General features: G+C 40.0%; 20 protein-coding genes and 2 riboswitches. Of the genes, 19 read left to right on the top strand and 1 reads right to left on the bottom strand.

Annotation, left to right across the window (positions count from 1 at the left end):
* Positions 1–51 precede the first annotated feature (51 nt).
* Positions 52–348 carry a hypothetical protein gene (locus QNH29_RS14465; RefSeq protein ID WP_283865442.1) on the top strand — a complete coding sequence of 99 codons (297 nt, stop codon included), beginning with the start codon at positions 52–54 and terminating at the stop codon, positions 346–348.
* A 224-nt stretch (positions 349–572) separates the two neighbouring features.
* Here QNH29_RS14465 and QNH29_RS14470 read toward each other — a convergent pair whose 3' ends face one another.
* On the bottom strand, positions 573–1,145 hold the full coding sequence (locus tag QNH29_RS14470) for a nucleotidyltransferase family protein (protein WP_283865443.1): 573 nt from the start codon (positions 1,143–1,145) through the stop codon (positions 573–575).
* A gap of 666 nt (positions 1,146–1,811) precedes the next feature.
* A riboswitch (cobalamin riboswitch) is annotated at positions 1,812–2,005 on the top strand.
* Positions 2,006–2,164: 159 nt separating this feature from the next.
* On the opposite strand from QNH29_RS14470, the gene QNH29_RS14475 reads away from it, so the two are divergent.
* The 18 genes from QNH29_RS14475 to QNH29_RS14560 all read left to right on the top strand — a co-directional run bounded on the left by QNH29_RS14475 (position 2,165) and on the right by QNH29_RS14560 (position 18,032).
* Positions 2,165–2,923, top strand: a complete 759-nt coding sequence (locus tag QNH29_RS14475; protein WP_481858802.1) for an energy-coupling factor ABC transporter permease — start codon at positions 2,165–2,167, stop codon at positions 2,921–2,923.
* Position 2,924: 1 nt separating this feature from the next.
* Positions 2,925–3,206 (top strand): energy-coupling factor ABC transporter substrate-binding protein, encoded by a 282-nt coding sequence (locus QNH29_RS14480; RefSeq protein WP_283865444.1) that lies wholly within the window; start codon positions 2,925–2,927, stop codon positions 3,204–3,206.
* 18 nt (positions 3,207–3,224) lie between these two features.
* The gene (gene cbiQ, locus QNH29_RS14485) at positions 3,225–4,007 is read left to right on the top strand and encodes a cobalt ECF transporter T component CbiQ (protein ID WP_283865445.1); all 783 of its coding nucleotides are present in this window, start codon (positions 3,225–3,227) and stop codon (positions 4,005–4,007) included.
* Positions 4,008–4,034: 27 nt separating this feature from the next.
* A complete protein-coding gene (locus QNH29_RS14490) occupies positions 4,035–4,859 on the top strand; it encodes an energy-coupling factor ABC transporter ATP-binding protein (RefSeq protein ID WP_283865446.1) in 825 nt (274 codons plus the stop codon).
* A 95-nt stretch (positions 4,860–4,954) separates the two neighbouring features.
* A riboswitch (cobalamin riboswitch) is annotated at positions 4,955–5,132 on the top strand.
* A gap of 141 nt (positions 5,133–5,273) precedes the next feature.
* A complete protein-coding gene (cobJ, locus tag QNH29_RS14495; RefSeq protein WP_283865447.1) occupies positions 5,274–6,896 on the top strand; it encodes a precorrin-3B C(17)-methyltransferase in 1,623 nt (540 codons plus the stop codon).
* Positions 6,897–6,905: 9 nt separating this feature from the next.
* Positions 6,906–7,682, top strand: coding sequence for a precorrin-6A reductase (cobK, locus tag QNH29_RS14500; RefSeq protein WP_283865448.1), 777 nt, complete (start codon positions 6,906–6,908; stop codon positions 7,680–7,682).
* The gene (locus QNH29_RS14505; protein ID WP_283865449.1) at positions 7,663–8,337 is read left to right on the top strand and encodes a precorrin-8X methylmutase; all 675 of its coding nucleotides are present in this window, start codon (positions 7,663–7,665) and stop codon (positions 8,335–8,337) included. The genes cobK and QNH29_RS14505 overlap by 20 nt, the downstream gene beginning before the upstream one ends.
* Complete coding sequence (locus tag QNH29_RS14510) at positions 8,312–9,448, top strand: cobalt-precorrin-5B (C(1))-methyltransferase (protein WP_283865638.1); 1,137 nt, start codon at positions 8,312–8,314, stop codon at positions 9,446–9,448. The genes QNH29_RS14505 and QNH29_RS14510 overlap by 26 nt, the downstream gene beginning before the upstream one ends.
* Entirely contained in the window at positions 9,423–10,616 is a 1,194-nt protein-coding gene (gene cbiE, locus QNH29_RS14515; RefSeq protein WP_283865450.1) for a precorrin-6y C5,15-methyltransferase (decarboxylating) subunit CbiE, read from the top strand. The genes QNH29_RS14510 and cbiE overlap by 26 nt, the downstream gene beginning before the upstream one ends.
* Positions 10,616–11,320: a precorrin-2 C(20)-methyltransferase gene (gene cobI, locus QNH29_RS14520; protein WP_283865451.1), complete on the top strand. Its 705-nt coding sequence runs from the start codon at positions 10,616–10,618 to the stop codon at positions 11,318–11,320. The genes cbiE and cobI overlap by 1 nt, the downstream gene beginning before the upstream one ends.
* The gene (cobM, locus tag QNH29_RS14525; protein WP_283865452.1) at positions 11,320–12,102 is read left to right on the top strand and encodes a precorrin-4 C(11)-methyltransferase; all 783 of its coding nucleotides are present in this window, start codon (positions 11,320–11,322) and stop codon (positions 12,100–12,102) included. The genes cobI and cobM overlap by 1 nt, the downstream gene beginning before the upstream one ends.
* Positions 12,095–13,231, top strand: a complete 1,137-nt coding sequence (locus QNH29_RS14530) for a cobalt-precorrin 5A hydrolase (protein ID WP_283865453.1) — start codon at positions 12,095–12,097, stop codon at positions 13,229–13,231. The genes cobM and QNH29_RS14530 overlap by 8 nt, the downstream gene beginning before the upstream one ends.
* Positions 13,228–14,586 carry a cobyrinic acid a,c-diamide synthase CobB gene (locus QNH29_RS14535; protein ID WP_283865454.1) on the top strand — a complete coding sequence of 453 codons (1,359 nt, stop codon included), beginning with the start codon at positions 13,228–13,230 and terminating at the stop codon, positions 14,584–14,586. The genes QNH29_RS14530 and QNH29_RS14535 overlap by 4 nt, the downstream gene beginning before the upstream one ends.
* Positions 14,583–15,212 carry a precorrin-2 dehydrogenase/sirohydrochlorin ferrochelatase family protein gene (locus QNH29_RS14540; protein ID WP_283865455.1) on the top strand — a complete coding sequence of 210 codons (630 nt, stop codon included), beginning with the start codon at positions 14,583–14,585 and terminating at the stop codon, positions 15,210–15,212. Before QNH29_RS14535 ends, QNH29_RS14540 begins: the two co-directional genes overlap by 4 nt.
* Positions 15,209–15,970: a uroporphyrinogen-III C-methyltransferase gene (cobA, locus tag QNH29_RS14545; RefSeq protein ID WP_283865456.1), complete on the top strand. Its 762-nt coding sequence runs from the start codon at positions 15,209–15,211 to the stop codon at positions 15,968–15,970. Before QNH29_RS14540 ends, cobA begins: the two co-directional genes overlap by 4 nt.
* Positions 15,964–16,518 (top strand): nitroreductase family protein, encoded by a 555-nt coding sequence (locus QNH29_RS14550; RefSeq protein WP_283865457.1) that lies wholly within the window; start codon positions 15,964–15,966, stop codon positions 16,516–16,518. Before cobA ends, QNH29_RS14550 begins: the two co-directional genes overlap by 7 nt.
* A gap of 12 nt (positions 16,519–16,530) precedes the next feature.
* Positions 16,531–17,070: a cob(I)yrinic acid a,c-diamide adenosyltransferase gene (locus tag QNH29_RS14555; protein ID WP_283865458.1), complete on the top strand. Its 540-nt coding sequence runs from the start codon at positions 16,531–16,533 to the stop codon at positions 17,068–17,070.
* 122 nt (positions 17,071–17,192) lie between these two features.
* On the top strand, positions 17,193–18,032 hold the full coding sequence (locus QNH29_RS14560; protein ID WP_283865459.1) for a methyltransferase domain-containing protein: 840 nt from the start codon (positions 17,193–17,195) through the stop codon (positions 18,030–18,032).
* Positions 18,033–18,133: the final 101 nt, after the last annotated feature.

Below are 18,133 nucleotides of genomic sequence, written 5' to 3' on the forward strand. Positions count from 1 at the left end.
ATGAAACGGCTTAATGGAGTTGATGGACTTTAATCTTATGCTAAATAGACTATGCAATTACATTTAGCAAAGCTGGAAAATGGAAAAAGAGAAAAAGAAAGAAGAAGTTATAGTATAAACGGAATTATTATCTGTAAAGACTATCTTCATAAACTTATGAAGGGGTTTTTGAACATGCTTAAATGGGATTTATTAAACGAAATAATTGAAAGAATACCAACAATGTCTGATGAAGAATTAATTGCGTGGAGTGAAGATTGTTCCAAAGAATTAGAAAGAAGAAAAATGGTAAAGAAGCAAAAACTCATTAAAGCAAAAAAGGAAAACAGAATCAAACGAATTAAATAAAAATACCGAATACCGCAGGTACCAATACCGGAGGGACGGTTCTCATGGTTCAAAAGTAGAACACAAGGACAAAAGGTCGGTTTTTAGGGCTCAAAAGGAAATAATAGCCGAACCGTCCCATCGTCTTCTTACAAAAAACACTCACAAAATGTTGAATGGCAATGTTTGTGAGTGTGAACTTTCAACTAAGTAATAAACAAAGAGTCCGGTAATAAAATATAAAATCAGTGTGTCAAAAGATGGACTTTAATCTTTGGCCAAATAGTTTTCCAATTCTTTTTTATTATTCGCTCGTTGTAAATGGCAGCTAGTTCTTTTGTTTCAGTAAAATAGGGAGTCGGTTTTACCTCTAAATGGATGACATCCTCTAATCCCAAAGGAGCAGTAAGAACTAAATGATTCTCCTTGTCGAGTTTCACTCCTAGAGCTGTCGCAGTTTCTGGAAACCTTGAAATAGCATCCTTAGAAGAAGTATAGGGAGGAAGATTATTAATAATGTGCATTCTCGCTTGATTTTTCACGGACCAAGGGATATTTGGCATCATGCTATCGAGCTTATTCTCTAGTTCTTTTTCAAAATGCTCATCCATGTTATTGGGATCAAAATAGATGACATCGACATCTGGGGTCGCCGTTCTTTCATTAAATCCGTGCAGGGTGTCCCAGATTTTTGAACGCACAAATCCTGCACAAATCCACCAGTCAGGTAAATTCAGTGTGCTTGCAACCTTAATAATCTCCATCATTTTTTCATCGCTTCGGATTAGTTTTATTACATCTTCTGAATTCTTTAACATCTAATTTACCCCCTTGCTCCAGAACGTATATTCCTATCCTAACACGTTCTAGTTTTTAAAAGGGGAATATTCCACTAAAAATTCCTATCATTCTATGAATTACATATCCCAAAAATCATTGCTTTTTACTTCAGGTTTCTAATTCCCTTAATGCCTTTAAAATTTCACTATGCTTCAGGTTGTAGATGCTCTATGGTGAATTTAATAAAATTAAAAAAATTCCTTATGGAAACCAGTTGCTATCATTTTTATTGGCTATAAGGTGCCATGCTCGATGCCCAAATTTTTTAAATAGACTAATTACAAGAAAACACTAGGTAGTAAGAAACCTTGATTTATCAATACTTGAGTGTAAATCAAGATACTAGAAAAACAGGTGACAGCAAACTTCAAAACTGCTTGAGACCTGCGTGCAAGGTCTGATGGGTTCGATTCCCACGCAGTCCCCGCCAGCCTTGATATTTAAGGGTTATTGAGGATTTTTAATGAAATTAGAAAAGGAGAAAATTGTTCGCGAAAAAGTGGAAATTTCTTCTTTGGTCACGCTTTGGTCACATTGATTTTTTGTCACTTCAATCTATTTAACGAGCTGCTTCTTTTTGTGAATTTGGTGACAAGAAAATATGGTAGACAGCAAGAGTCTGTTAATGTAATATAAAGAAAATTATATACATATTTTAAACAGGTGTTATGCATGTAACAATGTATAGCTTAATAGGGAAGTTCGGTGAAAGTCCGACACGGTACCCGCCACTGTAATCCGGAGCGACTTGCACAATGTCACTGCTTTATTTTAAAGCGGGAAGACGCAAGGAGCATCGATGGTAAGTCAGGAGACCTGCCTGTTTAGAAAGTACGACGTGACCTACGGGATATAGGGATGTGTTTACGGAGACGGAAGTATGCTTTTTTATTAATAAAGCAGAACATACCAGTGTTTTTTGTGAGCATTTAAACCCACCAGGTTTAAATGCTCTTTTTAGTTTGGTCACTATTTATACGATGGAGGTAAGTTTAAAGTGAAAAAAAGATCATTATGGTTTTCATTTGTTGTACTGTTAGGTTTAACAAGCTATTTTTGGACGAATTCTTATCGTCCAGCCTATGCGATGCATATTATGGAAGGATTTCTACCATTGGGTTGGGCTGTTTTTTGGTGGGGGATCACCATTCCATTTGTTGCCGTTGGAATACGATCGATAACGAAGAAATTAAAAGAAAATCCTGAATTGAAATCAATGTTAGGTCTGTCTGGTGCATTTGCATTCGTATTATCTGCGTTGAAAATTCCTTCAGTGACAGGTAGTTGTTCCCATCCAACGGGTGTAGGATTGGGGACAATTTTATTTGGTCCAACGGCGATGAGTGTTTTAGGTACAATAGTCCTTTTATTTCAATCACTTTTGTTAGCACATGGTGGAATTACTACGTTAGGAGCAAATGCCTTTTCGATGGCTGTCGTCGGACCTTTACTTTCTTATGGTATATACAAGTTTGGAAGAAAAATGAATTTTTCTCTCGCCGTTTCAGTTTTTTTAGCTGCAATGTTAGGGGATTTAGGGACATATTTAGTGACATCGGTTCAATTAGCTTTAGCTTTCCCTGCTGAAGTAGGTGGATTTGTGGCTTCATTTGTTAAGTTTGCTAGTATCTTTGGTTTTACACAAGTACCTTTAGCGATTAGTGAAGGCTTACTTACGGTTATTGTGATGAACTTACTTCAAAAATATAATATGACAGAAATAAATCAATTACCTGCGATGAAGGAGGCACGTTAACATGAGAAATGGAGTATTATTTTTACTCGTGATTCTATTAGCTATTATCCCTTTAATATTTTTGAAAAATGCTGAATTTGGTGGGGCTGACGGGAAAGCGGAGGAAGCGATTATCGAAGTGGCTCCTGACTATGAGCCTTGGTTTAATGCGATATGGGAACCACCAAGTGGAGAAATTGAAAGTTTACTATTCTCGTTACAAGCGGCTCTTGGTGCCATCATTATTGGCTATGTTATTGGATATGGAAAAGCTAAAAAAAAGTATTCCTCATCCAAACAATAGCAGAATGAAGGGAATGCTATGATAAAAATTGATGATTATGCTTATTCCAGCGGTTTAAAAGATGTTCATCCCGTTGAGAAGGTCAGCTTTGCGCTGATCTTTCTCTTTTTTACCATTCTTTCAAAAAATATTTCGGTGGCTTGTTTTACCTTTACTGTAATGAGTATCGTGGTGATATTCAGGGCGAAAATCCCGTTTATAGTTTATTTGAAACTTCTTTTCGTCCCTTTTGTTTTCTTAATGACAAGCATAGTTGCCATTATATTTTCCATTGCACCAATTTATCAAGAAGATCTAGATGTGCTTTGGAAGGCTGAAATAGGTTTATGGCAAATCTATATTAGTTCACCGGGTATCCAACAATCATACAAACTAGCTACAACGATTTTAGCAAGTGTGAGCTGTTTATATTTTCTTGTTTTATCAACTCCTCTTAATCAAATGATGTGGGTATTAAAAAAAGTAAAACTCCCCACCGTTTTTATAGAATTAATGGGGATTACATATCGATTTATCTTTGTTTTATTGGAAAAGATGAATGAAATTTATATTGCACAAACTAGCAGGCTTGGCTATCAAAATTATAAAAGCGGATTTTCCAGCGTTGCACAGCTTATTGTCAGCCTTTTCGTTAAATCGATGCGCTCAGCAAAAGAACTTCAAATCGCAATTGATAGCCGAGGTGGAGATGAACATTTGTATGATGTGGATCTATCATTGAGCTACAATCGTGGGCATTTTGTCTTTATTTTTATTTCGTTAGTAACACTTTTCATGATAAATGTTATGACAAAATCATGAAAGATCAATGAAAAGGAAGTATGCAGAGTGAGTGAACAAATTTTAACGTTTGAACAAGTTTCTTATCAATATGCAGATGGAACGATGGCATTGAATCAAATAAATCTTTCAATTGAAAAAGGGAAGAAGATAGCCTTATTAGGGAACAATGGAGCTGGGAAATCGACACTATTTCTGCTTATGAACGGTATTTTAAAGCCAACAAGTGGAAGCATTTTTTACAGTGGAAAGAAGTTGACCTATAAACGGAAAGAGATTCAGCAATTAAGGCAAAAAGTCGGTATTGTATTCCAAAATTCTGAAACCCAACTTTTTTCATCGAGTGTCTATGACGATATTAAGTTCGGTCCAAAAAATTTAAATTTACCCACCGAAGAAATAGAGAGGCTTGTTAAGGAAGTCATCACATTAACAGAAACGGAATCTCTTAAAGATAAACCTCCTCACTTTTTAAGTATCGGACAAAAAAAACGGGTAGCAATCGCTGGAATTGTTGCGATTGATCCAGAATTAATGGTTTTAGATGAACCAACAGATGGACTCGATCCTTATTATTCAAATAGAATAATGGAAATTATGGATAAAATGAATCACCGAAATCGGACGATTTTATTGTCAACGCATAATGTAGATTTAGCTTATGAGTGGGCAGATGAGATCATTATCTTAAACAATGGGCACTTATTAGCTCAAGGAACACCCATTGAGGTTTTTAATAAAAAAGAAATTCTCGAAAAAAGTCATTTACAAAAACCTTGGATCATGGAGGTGTTTGAAAAATTTCATAGAACGGATTTTTCCAATAAAAAGTATCCCAGGTCGAAAGCAGAACTGTTTGAAATGATGGAATGATTGTGTTTATGGGGCTGTTCTACAAAGCTTTTATAAATTTACAAAAAAAATAGTTTGTTAAATTTTGAGATTATATGATATATTAGTAAAAAATTTAATAATAAATTTAAATAAGTGCTCACTATTGTGAGGTAAAAGGGAAACTAGTGAAAGTCTAGTACAGCCCCCGCTACTGTAAGAGCTGATGAAATTACAATGCCACTGAGAAATTGGGAAGGTGTAAGAGTAAAAAGAAGCTTAAGTCAGGAAACCTGCTTATTTAAACGACACTTGCTTTTCGGAGGGAGAAGTATAGGCGGGACAATTATACCTATTGTTTTTTGTGTTTCAGTATGCTTTTTTTTATACTGCCATTTCACATGCCTGTATTCCTTTTAAAAGGAGTGCAGGCATTTTTTATTTGGAGGTAAGTTTATGAAAAAGGGAAAAATTTTTGTTGTTGGCTTCGGTCCCGGTGATCGTGAGCATATTACAAATCGAGCTGTAGTTGCCTTGCAGCAAAGTGATTGTATTATTGGCTATAAAACATACGTGGAGCTAATTGAATCTTTCGTATCAGCAAAGTCCATTGTCAGTACGGGTATGACAGAAGAAGTGTCGCGTGCACAGGATGCAGTAAAGAAAGCTGAAGCAGGCCATATTGTCTCAGTCATTTCCAGCGGAGATTCAGGCGTTTACGGTATGGCTGGATTGGTGTATGAAGTGCTGATTGAAAAGGGCTGGACTGAAAAAGATGGAATTGCGGTTGAAATTGTTCCAGGTATTTCAGCCATTAATTCTTGTGCGAGTTTATTGGGTGCACCAGTCATGCATGATTCCTGCACGATCAGCTTAAGTGATCATTTGACGCCTTGGACTGTAATAGAAAAGCGCATTGAAGCAGCTGCGATGGCGGACTTCGTTATAGCTTTATATAATCCGAAAAGCGGTCGACGGACACGCCAAATTGTTGAAGCGCAAAATATTCTATTAAAATATCGATCTCCAGAAACACCGGTGGGACTTGTGAAAAGTGCTTATCGTGAAAATCAAAATGTAGTGCTGACAACACTGGCTGAAATGCTTGAACATGATATCGGAATGCTGACAACGGTTATGATCGGAAATTCTTCTACATTCTTTTATGACAATAAAATCATTACCCCTCGAGGTTATCAGCGTAAATATACGTTAGGTGAAGAAAAGCAAAGCTTAAAACCGCATCAGCGTTTGAAAAAGGAAGCCGAACCATGGGCATTAAATCAAGAAACAGGGGAAGCACAAGCTGGTTATGAGCAAATTGAACGAAAAAAACAAGAAGTTAGCTCATTAGATTTGGCCTTAAAGGCTTTATCCATGGTGACTAAATTGGAAATAGACCATCCGCATTTAGTTCAGCAGCCAATCGAAGATATATTTGAATTTGCTGTTTCACCTGGTGTTGCCAATAAATTTATTACGCCTGAACAAATGCGCGTATTAGCAGAAACCATTGGCGAGACAGGCACCATGGAATATACACCGGATCATCGTTTTTTACTAAAGATTCCAACAGATCAGCCTGAATCGATTGTTGAAAAGCTTGAACAAAATCATTTAATCGTCATGCCTGTGGGAGATGTTTTAAATGTAAAAGCTTGTGATTTTTGCTACGGGGAAAAAGCAGAATCAATTCCATATGCAGAAGAAATAGGAGCAAAATTGGGGGGCTTAAAGCTTCCAAAAGAATTACATATTGGTTTCAACGGCTGCGGTATGGCCTGTTATCGGGCAGTATTCGATGATATTGGGATCGTTTACCGCAAGAAAAAATTTGATTTATTTATTGGCGCAAAGCCGGTTGGCCGTACAGCCCATGCTGCACAGCCAGTAGCAGAAGGAATTGAACCAGATCAACTGCTGCCGTTATTAACGAAAATTATAGAAGAGTACAAACAAAATGCCCATCCAAATGAACGCCTTTTTAAATATTTTAAACGGGTGAAAAGAATTCAGTATTTTAACTATCAGGATATGAGCTCCAAAATTGAAGTCGAGCCGGCACCATGTGGAGATTAGGAGGAACACATGATTTTATTTTTAGCAGGCACAAGTGATGCGAGAGCACTAGCCATTCAATTGCAAAATCAAGGGTATCCTTTATTAGCAACAGTAGTCACAGAATCTGCAGCCGAAAGTTTAAAAGCCCACCATATTCCTTATCAAGTGGGTCGGTTATCAGTGGATGACATGATGGCGATTATTCAGAAGCAAATGATGACCAGTGTCATCGATGCCAGCCATCCATATGCGGAAGAAGCGTCGAAAACTGCAATGGCAGCAGCAAAAGCATGTGATATTCCTTATATTCGTTATGAAAGGCCAGAAGAACAGTTTATTTCTCCATTAATTACAGAGGTTGAAAGCTATGAAGAGGCAGCCAAATTAGCTCAATTTCATAAAGGAACGATCATGTTAACAACAGGCAGCAAAACGTTAGAAATATTTACGAAATATTTAATGCGTGATGAAATTCGGCTTATTTGCAGAATGCTTCCAAATATAGGGAACATGGAAAAGTGCCATAGGTTAGGCATAAAACAAAAGGATATTATTGCGATGCAGGGTCCATTTTCGGAATCATTAAATAAAGCACTATGTGAGCAGTATAATGTGACTTTAATGATTACGAAAGAAAGCGGCAAAGTGGGATCTGTAGATGAAAAAATGACAGCTGCTCTGCAATTAGGGATTCCTGTAATTTTAATAAAGCGGCCAGCGATTGAATATGAAAATTTTTGTACTTCTTTCGAAGAAGTAACTCAGGCTTTGGGAGGTTTTATTCATGGCAAACATGAACTTTAATACAACATTTATTCCTGTAACGGTCGATCCAGACAAGATTTATGATCACAGTTTCGCCATCATCAAAGAAGAGATGGGCGAACATTCATTTACAGATGAGCAATGGTTAGTGGTTCGGCGGGTGATTCACGCTTCAGCAGATTTTGAATTAGGCCGCAGCATGATTTTTACGCCTGATGCCATTGAGGCAGGGATTCAATCCATTTTAGCGGGCCGTCATGTAGTGGCGGATGTACAAATGATTGAAAGTGGGTCTGGTCGCAAGCGATTCCAAAAGCATGGCGGGGACTTGCATTGTTATATTGCAGATGAAGATGTTTCAAAGGAAGCAAAGGCTCAAGGCACAACCCGGGCTATTATTTCCATGCAAAAAGCAACGCGTTTACAAGAAGGAGGAATTTATGCCATTGGCAATGCTCCAACCGCGCTGCTTGAGTTAATTCGATTAATTAAAGAAGGTGAGGCAAAACCGGATTTAATTATTGGTATGCCAGTTGGCTTCGTATCAGCAGCTGAGTCGAAGGCGGAGTTAGCAGTGCTGGAAGGAATTCCATTTATTACGAATGCAGGGAGAAAGGGTGGCAGTACAGTGACAGTCGCTGCACTTAATGCCATTTCGATTATGGCGGATGAACGAGCAAAAGAAACGAAATAAAAAAGACCCTTCACAAATGCGCCACGGCTATACGACAGGAGCCTGTGCAACAGCGATGACAAAGGCAGCATTGCAAGCTCTTGTCGTAGGAAAGGTACCAGATGAAGTCACAATTTATTTACCGGTTGGCCAGTATGCAACATTTAAAGTAGCGGCATTTGAAGTATTAGATGACCGGGTTATGTGTGAAACGATCAAAGATGCCGGGGACGATCCTGATGCTACGCATCAAGCACGAATTCAGAGTACCGTTCGTTATTCAAAAGAAAAAGGCATTCATTTAGATGGCGGGGTTGGTGTAGGGCGAGTGACAAAAGCGGGACTACCTGTACCAGTTGGTCAAGCAGCAATAAACCCCGTACCACGAAAAATGATATTTGGCGTTGTACAAGAAGCGATTGAAAAATATAAATTGGATTGCGGAATTGAAGTAATCATTTCTGTACCAGATGGTGAAGAAATTGCTGAAAAAACGTTGAATGGGCGTTTAGGTATTATTGGCGGAATTTCGATATTAGGTACACGGGGAACAGTGGTTCCATTTTCAAGTTCTGCTTATATGGCAAGTATCGTGCAAGCGATCAATGTAGCGAAAGAATCAGGATGTGAGCATTTAGTCATTACAACGGGTGGACGCAGTGAAAAATATGCTATGCAGCAGTATCCTCATTTACCAGAAGAAGCATTTATCGAAATGGGCGATTTTGTTGGTTTTACGTTAAAAAATATTGCACGGAAGAAGATTCCGAGAGTCTCGCTAGTAGGGATGATGGGGAAGTTCTCAAAAGTTGCCCAAGGCGTGATGATGGTTCACTCAAAAAGTGCACCGATTAGTTTTGAGTTTTTAGCAGGTATTGCCAATAAAGTGGGTGTTGATGGAGAGACGCAGCGAGAAATTTTACAGGCGAATACGGCTTCTCAGGTTGGAGATATGCTTCAGGGAAACGAGTCATTCTTTGCAGCACTGTGCAAAAACTGCTGCTACTATGCACTAAATCATATGAATACTGACATCAAAGTGTCGACAACCTTGTATGCCATGAATGGAAACTGTTTAGGAAAGGCTGAGAATATTGACAAATTGGATGAAGATGATTGGTATAGGGGATAATGGCGCGGAAGGATTGCTCCCCCAATATGCAGAGTGGATCAATGAATGTGATGTACTTGTAGGCGGGGAGCGTCATTTGCAATTTTTCCCGGAATTTAAACAAGAAAAAAAAGTAATCAAAGGCGGTTTGTCAGCATTAACAGCTGAATTACAGCAAGAAACACGAAATGTCGTTATTTTAGTGTCCGGTGATCCACTGTTTTATGGACTTGGCACTGTGCTTGCGAAGAAGCTCCCGTTAGAGATTTATCCTTATACCAGCTCGGTGCAGCTCGCTTTTTCTAAAATGCAGGAAAGCTGGCAGGATGCGTATATTGTTAGCTTGCACGGCCGTTCCATAAAAGGGTTTGCACAAAGAATTGATGGGCGTAAAAAAATTGCTGTTTTAACAGATGAAACGAATTCTCCGCAGGCCATTGCAAAATATTTAAAGCGTTTCGGCATGACAGAATATGATGCCTTTGTTGCTGAAAATCTACAAGGCGAAAAGGAGCGGTGCCGCAACTTCACATTGGACGAAATGGAGCAAACCTCCTTTTTTCCATTGAATGTTGTGATTTTAAAACAGCGTGAAGTAGTGGAACGTTCTTCTCTTGGAATTTCGGATGATGCATTTATTCAGCGAAAGCCAGATAAAGGATTAATTACGAAAAGAGAAATTCGAACTCTATCTCTCCAGGAGTTAGAGCTTAAAGAAAATAGCATTGTTTGGGATATTGGAACCTGCACAGGTTCAGTTGCAATAGAAGCAGCGAAAATTGCCAGGGAAGGTGCCGTGTATGCCATTGAAAAAAATGAGGGTGACCTTGAAAATTGCCTGGAAAATCAATTAAAACATCGAACAGATTTTGTTGCAGTGCTGGGGAAGGCCCCTGATCGTCTGGATGAATTTCCAGATCCGCAAGCGATTTTTATTGGCGGCAACGGTGGAAATATGCTGCATTTATTGCAAACATGTATTTCACGATTACAGCCAAATGGACGCCTTGTTATGAATATTGCAACAATTGAAAATCTGGCAGAAGCGCTGCAGCATCTAAAAGCATTAGGCTGTGAAGTATCGATATTACAGACACAAATTTCAAAGAGTAAACCAATCTTAAATTTAACGCGTTTTGAACCGTTAAATCCAATCTATATTGTGACAGCAAAGAAAGGAAAAGAATAATGAGAATTGGAACGTTATTTGGATTAGGTGTTGGGCCGGGAGATCCAGAATTAATCACTGTAAAAGCATTTCGCAGATTACAGGAAAGCCCGGTCATTGCTTATCCAAAAAAATTAAAGGGCAGTAAATCTTATGCCCATCGTATTGTTGAAGTGTATATTAACCCAGCAGAAAAAGAGATGCTTGGTTTGGTATTCCCGATGACAAAGGATGAAGATACACTAAGAACTGAGTGGACAAAATCAGTGGAAGCGATTTATAGCTTTTTAGTTCAAGGAAAAGATGTAGCTTTTGTGACTGAAGGGGATCCAATGCTGTTCAGCACATTTATTCATTTAATGAACTTAATGAAATCGATGTACCCTGATGTCCCGATTGAAACGGTAGCGGGTATTTCTTCGTTTAATGGTTCTGTTAATCGCTTAGGGATTGCTTTGGCTGATGGTGATGACCATGTCGCCATGATTCCTGCTACGGAGGATATGGAAGAAATGCACCGAGTAATTGAAAACCACGATGCGATCGTCTTTATCAAAGTAGCAAAAGTTATAGACGCAATGCTCGACCTACTGGAGGAAATGAATTTATTAGAAAAAGCACATGTCGTTACAAAAGTGACATCTGAGGAAGAGGTCATTTGGAAGATCAATGAACTTCGAGGTGCAGAATTAAATTACTTGTCATGTATGGTGGTGCGCAAATAATGAAGAAAATTTGGATTATCGGTGCAGGTCCGGGAGATCCGGATTTAATCACGGTGAAAGGTTTAAAGCTATTAAAAGAAGCGGATGTTGTGATGTATACTGATTCACTCGTAAGTGAATCGTTAGTAGCGGAAGCGAAGGAGTCGGCCGAAATTATCCGAACAGCAGGGATGCATCTGCAGGAAATGGTGGATTGTATTGTCGAGCGTGTCAATGCAGGCAAAACGGTTGTACGTTTACATACAGGCGACCCGGCGATGTACGGGGCAACGATGGAGCAGGTGGCACTGTTGAAGCAGCATGAGATTAGCTATGAAGTTGTTCCAGGTGTAAGTTCTGTTTTTGCATCTGCAGCAGCAGTTGGGGCAGAATTGACGATTCCTGATTTAACCCAAACGCTTATCTTAACACGTGCTGAAGGACGAACACCAGTGCCTGAGCGTGAAAAATTACAGGCACTGGCAAGCCATCACTGTACGATTGCCATGTTTTTAAGTGCGACATTAACAAAGAAAATTACCAAAGAATTGCAGGAAGCAGGCTGGGCAGACGATACACCAGTTGCGGTTGTGCAGCGTGCTTCGTGGCCTGACCAAAAAATTGTGCGGACAACACTGGCTGAATTAGATGAAGCAATGCGTGTCAATGGTATTCGCAAGCATGCGATGATTCTTGCAGGCTGGGCATTAGACCCGCATATCCATGAAAAAAATTATCGATCGAAGCTCTATGATAAGACCTTTACTCATGGCTTCCGCAAGGGTGTGAATGCAAATGATTAGTTTACGTGAAGGTGAAATTCCTGTAATCGAAAAACGCAAACCATATGCCCTTGTTGCCATTACAAAACATGGTGTGACACATGCAAGAAGCTACGCGGAAAAATTTCCTTATGCGGATCTATATTATATGAAGAAATTCGAACAGGGCGACGAAGAGGCGCGCCAAATTCAGTTATTTGATGGTACCGTTCGCCTATTATTGCCCGCTTTGTTCCAGCAGTATAAAGGAATCATTTGCATCATTTCCCTTGGTGCTGTTGTTCGCATGATTGCCCCACTTTTGATTGATAAAAAGAAAGATCCTGCAGTGTTAGTAGTGGATGATAAAGGCCAGTATGTCATCAGCGTTTTATCAGGTCATATTGGCGGTGCCAATGCCTTAACCCATGAGTTTGCCAATGCGATTGGTGCTGCACCCGTTGTTACAACCGCGTCTGATGTTCAAAAAACGATTCCCGTGGATTTATTTGGCGCCCAATTTGGGTGGATGTGGGATAGTGAAGAGAAATTAACACCTGTTAGTGCATCGGTTGTCAATGAAGAGCATGTTGCGATCGTGCAGGAAACGGGTGAAAAAAATTGGTGGATGTACGATCGTTCAATGCCTGACAATTTAAAAATTTATCCAACGATAGAGGAAGCAATCATGGCAAAGCCACAAGCAGCACTGCTTATTACAGATCGTTTAATTGAGGCACATGAAGAGGTCCTGCTCGAGAACGGAGTTATGTATCGCCCAAAATCAATTGTACTTGGCATTGGGTGTAATCGTGGTACGTCAATGGCAGAGATCGAAGCAGTCATAGATGAAACATTAGCGGAGCTGTATTTAAGTAAAAAAAGTGTCAAAGCAGTTGCGACCATCGATTTAAAGAAAAACGAAACTGGCTTGCTTGAATTAACTGCTAAATATAACTGGCCTTTTGTAACGTACACACCTGACCAGCTAAATGAAATACCGATGCAAAACCCATCGGAAACAGTCTTTAAATATACAGGTGCATATGGGGTCAGTGAGCCGGCCGCATTGCGTTATGCGAATGCGAAAGAGTTACTGCGGGAGAAAAAGAAAAGCGGAAATGTGACGATATCCATTGCACGTGTCAATTTTGAGGAGGAAGTACGATGAATCGATTTGTTTTAGCCGGCACAGGAAGTGGTGTTGGAAAAACAACATTCACGATCGGCATTATGCGTACGCTAATGAAGCGTGGATTAACAGTCCAGGGATTTAAATGCGGTCCTGACTATATTGACCCAACGTATCATACAGCTGTCACAAAACGCCCTTCTCGTAATATTGATAGTTTCATGATGTCTCATGAAACCGTTCGTGCCATTGTTGCAAGAGCGAGCCAAGATGCAGATGCAGCTATTATTGAAGGGGTGATGGGCTTTTATGATGGCAAGTCGCCATTATCAAATGAAGGATCTGCTGCTCATATTAGTGAGATTACAAAAAGTCCTGTCATTTTAATTGTCAATGCAGCAAGTATGGCAAGGAGTGCGGCTGCGATTGTCAAAGGATTTCAACTGTTAGATGTAAGCTCCAATATTGTTGGTGTAATTGCCAATCAATTAGGAAGTAAAAGCCATTTTGAAATTGTCAAAGCAGCAATTGAACAAGGATGTGGAATTCCTGTCATTGGCTATCTGCCAAAAGGAGCAGTACCTTTGATGCCAAGCCGTCATCTGGGTTTAGTGCCAGCCATTGAACGAGGTGATTTAGATTCCTATTTTGATAGTCTTGCAGGAGCAATCGAAGAAACAGTGGATATTGAACAACTACTGGAAATTACAAAAACACAATCATTGGACGTAACTGAATCTATCTTTGATGTACAGCCGCAAAGACAAGAAGTACATATTGCAGTTGCAAAGGACGCCGCTTTTAACTTCTATTATGAAGAAAATTTAGAATTACTCCGTGCATATGGTGCCACATTGCATTTCTTTTCTCCATTACAAAATGAGGAAGTTCCAGAAAAAGCGCAGGGGCTGTATATCGGCGGCGGTTTCCCGGAAGAATTTGCTGAAGAATTGGCGAAAAATGAAGAAACGAAGCAATCAATAAAAGCCGCACTTGAGCGAGGGATGCCAACATTAGCGGAATGCGGCGGTTTTATGTATTTAACAGAGGAAATTGTGAATCGTCAAGGACAGGTATTCCCAATGCTCGGGATCATTCCAGGACGTGTGCGGATGCAGGATAAATTAGCGGCACTTGGATACCGGGAAATTACAGGTGTTCCAGGCAATTTTCTAATCAATGAAGTGGAGCAGGCAAAAGGGCATGAGTTCCATTACTCAACGTATGAGGGGGAGCATACATCACCAGCTTATTTTAGTAAAGGCCGTTTTCGTGCTCAGCAGGAAGGTTATCTACATAAAAATATTGTTGCTGGTTATACACACTTTCATTTTGCTTCGAATCCACAGCTTGTGAAAAATTGGCTGACAGCATGTTTGGAGGATAAACAATGAATTATTTCCCACTATTAATGAATATTGACTATAAAAAGGTTGTTATTGTTGGCGGCGGACATGTAGCTCGTCAAAAGGTAGAAGCGCTGCTGCCAACAAAGGCACTAGTGACAGTGATAAGCCCAGCTGTAACCGAAAAATTGCAGCACTACATCAATGAAGGGCTTGTGACATGGAAAGAAAAAGCATTTGTACCTGCTGATTTAGATGATGCAGCACTGATTTTCGCCGTTACAAATGACGAAGACGTAAATAATGCAGTGGAAGAAGCGGCACAGCATTGGCAATTACTCAGCCGTGCGGATGCAAACGGACGTGTTGATTTCATCAATCCAGCAGTCGTTCGTCGTGGTGATTTCGTATTGACTGTATCGACGTCTGGAGCAAGTCCAGGTCTGACACGCCAAGTAAAGACGGATTTAGAAGAGCAATTTGGAGTACATTACGCGCAGTATGTTTCATTTTTAAAGGAAGCGCGTCAGCGAATTATACAAGTATTTACGGGCGATGTGAAAAAACAGCTATTAGCAGAGCTCCTGGATCCACAGTTATTAAACTGGATGGAGCAAGGTGAAAAACAAAAATGTGAAGCGTGGCTGCAGCAGCTTATAGGAGAAAAACAGTGAGCGGATTTGTATATATTGTAGGAGCTGGTCCTGGTGACCCCAAACTATTGACGATTCGTGGATTAGAGTGCATTCAGCAAGCAGATGTGATTTTATATGACCGTCTGGTGAATGCTGAATTATTAAAACATGCGAAAGCAGACACCGAGCTGATTTATTGTGGAAAAGAACCAGGCAGGCATGGACTGATTCAGGATGAAATTCATCGTGTCCTAGTGGAACAAGCCAATCTTGGCAAGCAGGTTCTCCGCTTAAAAGGCGGTGACCCATTTGTCTTTGGACGTGGTGCTGAGGAAGCCGTGATTTTACGGCAAGCCGATATTCCATTTGAAATCGTACCTGGTATTACAGCGGGGATTGCTGTGCCTGCTTATGCAGGGATTCCTGTAACACATCGTGATCATGCTGCAAGCTTTGCGATTGTTACAGGTCATGGCCGCCAAGAAAAGGAGCAGGACTTTTTAAATTGGTCCGCGCTTGCTCAAATTGATACGGTGGCCTTTTATATGAGCATAGGCAATATCGCGCATATTACGAAAAGCTTAATAACCTATGGCAAAAGTGAAACAACCCCTGTTGCCGTTATCGAATGGGGCACAACTGAAAACCAACGAACGATTACAGGCAATCTCTTAACCATTGCACAAGATATTCAAATCCATCGTATCTCTAATCCATCCATGATTTTAGTTGGAGAGGTAGTTAGTGTACGGGATCAAATTGCCTGGTTTATAGAAAAGGAGCATGAATTATGTTAGATGCATTAAAAAAACGCCGTGCGATTCGCCAATTTGTAACGCGCGAAGTGGAACGTGACAAAATTGAGACATTATTAGAAGCAGCAACGTATGCACCAAATGACCGTATGCGTGAGCCATGGCATTTCTATGTATTACAGGGAGACAGCTTAAAACGTTATGAGCAGGTGGCGCTTGATTATTTACAAAAACGCTTCCCAACAAAACCACATTTGGTGGAAAGCTCAATGGAAGCCATCACAAAGACACCGCTTATCATTGTGGTGACATCTGCCATTGTCGATGGAGATGAAGGTGCAACCAAAGATAATACCTTTGCAGTCAGCAGTGCGATTATGTCGATGTGGTTAATGGCCGAACAGCTGGGTTTAGGCATGGTATGGCGTACACGCGGTGTAGGCTTAGTACATGATACAGCATTACATGATTTTATTGGCGCATCGGATCGGGAGCAATTAGTAGGGACGTTATGCATTGGTTACCCTGCAGAAGAATTCACTTCCGCGAAAAAGCGTACACCATTTGCAGAAAAAACAACTTGGCTATAAGGAGGTTTGCACATGGCTCGACAGGGGATGCTGTTAGTTTATACAGGTGAAGGCAAAGGAAAAACAACCGCTTCACTTGGTGTCGTATTACGTGCAATTGGCCGCGGCATGAAGGTGAAATACTATCAATTTATTAAATCACCTGAACGTACATATGGTGAACAAATTGCCCTCGGAAAACTTGGTGTTGAAACAGTGCAATTAGGTATTGGTTTTACTTGGACGAAAACACCGGAGGAGCATCGCGAGGCACTTGCGAAAGCCTGGCAGATTGTAAAAGAAGAGCTAAATGATGAAACAACAGACCTATTAGTGCTGGATGAACTGAATAATGCGTTAGCCATCACACGTTTTCCTATCGACGATGTATTGCCACTACCAGAGGTGTTAGAGGCCATACAAAACCGACCCCAAACGATGCATCTGGTCATCACAGGTCGCTCGGCACATCCATCTCTTCTCGCTTTAGCCGATTTAGTGTCAACGATTGATGCAACAAAACATTATTATGCTGATCAGGATGTCAAAGCGATGAAGGGGCTTGAGTTTTAAGCACCAAGTCGCCCTGAAGTACAGACCAAACAGCATAAAAAAGTTATGAATGAAGTAAGGGCAGCTGTTGCTATTCAGCAAGGATTGTCCATTTATGTTGTCGAGATTGAGGAGAAAATTCAATGATAAAATGCCCCCCTTTACAATTTGATTTTGAAAAGCTGTGGAAAGAAGGCATGTTAGACTGGCATGGCAAGATGCCAGAACGAATGGTCGATGATGTGCTGGAAGAAGCATATTGGGCTCAGTCCATGAAGAAAAAAACATACAAGCAAACAGATAACTATGCAAAAAAAATTTACGAAAAAATGAAACAACATATCCCCAAAAATTCAACTTGTATTGAAATGGGGCCGGGATGGGGCAACTATACCTTCCAACTCCGTCAAGATGTCAAAAGTCTAACGTTAGTGGATGGTTCTGAAAGTGTGCTTGCTTATTTATTACAATACTTTGAAAACGATGCAAATCTACAGTTCGTTCATAGTAAATGGGAAGAAGCGCAAATTGAGCAGCATGATGTTGTTATTGGGGTGAACTGCTTTTATCGTATGTATGAAATGAATACGGCGCTGAAAAAAATGAACAGGCTTGCTAAAAAGCGCGCCATCATTGGTTTAACAACAGGACCTATTCAGCCGCATTACGTTATTTTAGATGAGCAGTTTGGCTATGACATTAAACATCCTCGTCGTGATTATATTACCATCGTCAATATGCTGTATCAGTTAGGAATTTATGCAAATTGTGAAATGCTCAAGCTGGAGCGTGAGTATCGTTATGATACATTGCAGCAATTATATGAAGCACAAAGCAAAAAAATCTTATCACCTCAGTTTGATATGGCACATGTGAAAGCATCACTCGAACGCTTTATAGCAATGGAGGATGGCCAGTATGTATACCGTTACCCATTCTATGCTGCGATCATTAGTTGGGAGCCTGTGAAGTTACATGACTAAGTTTCGTTATGACATTACTAATAGGGGCTTTAATCGGGGGCACTGTTGATGTAACAAATAGACATAATGGTTACAAGATGATGGGAGAGGGGGAGGTCACT

Origin of the sequence: Neobacillus sp. DY30 (assembly GCF_030123065.1) — a bacterium.
Classification (GTDB): domain Bacteria; phylum Bacillota; class Bacilli; order Bacillales; family Cytobacillaceae; genus Neobacillus.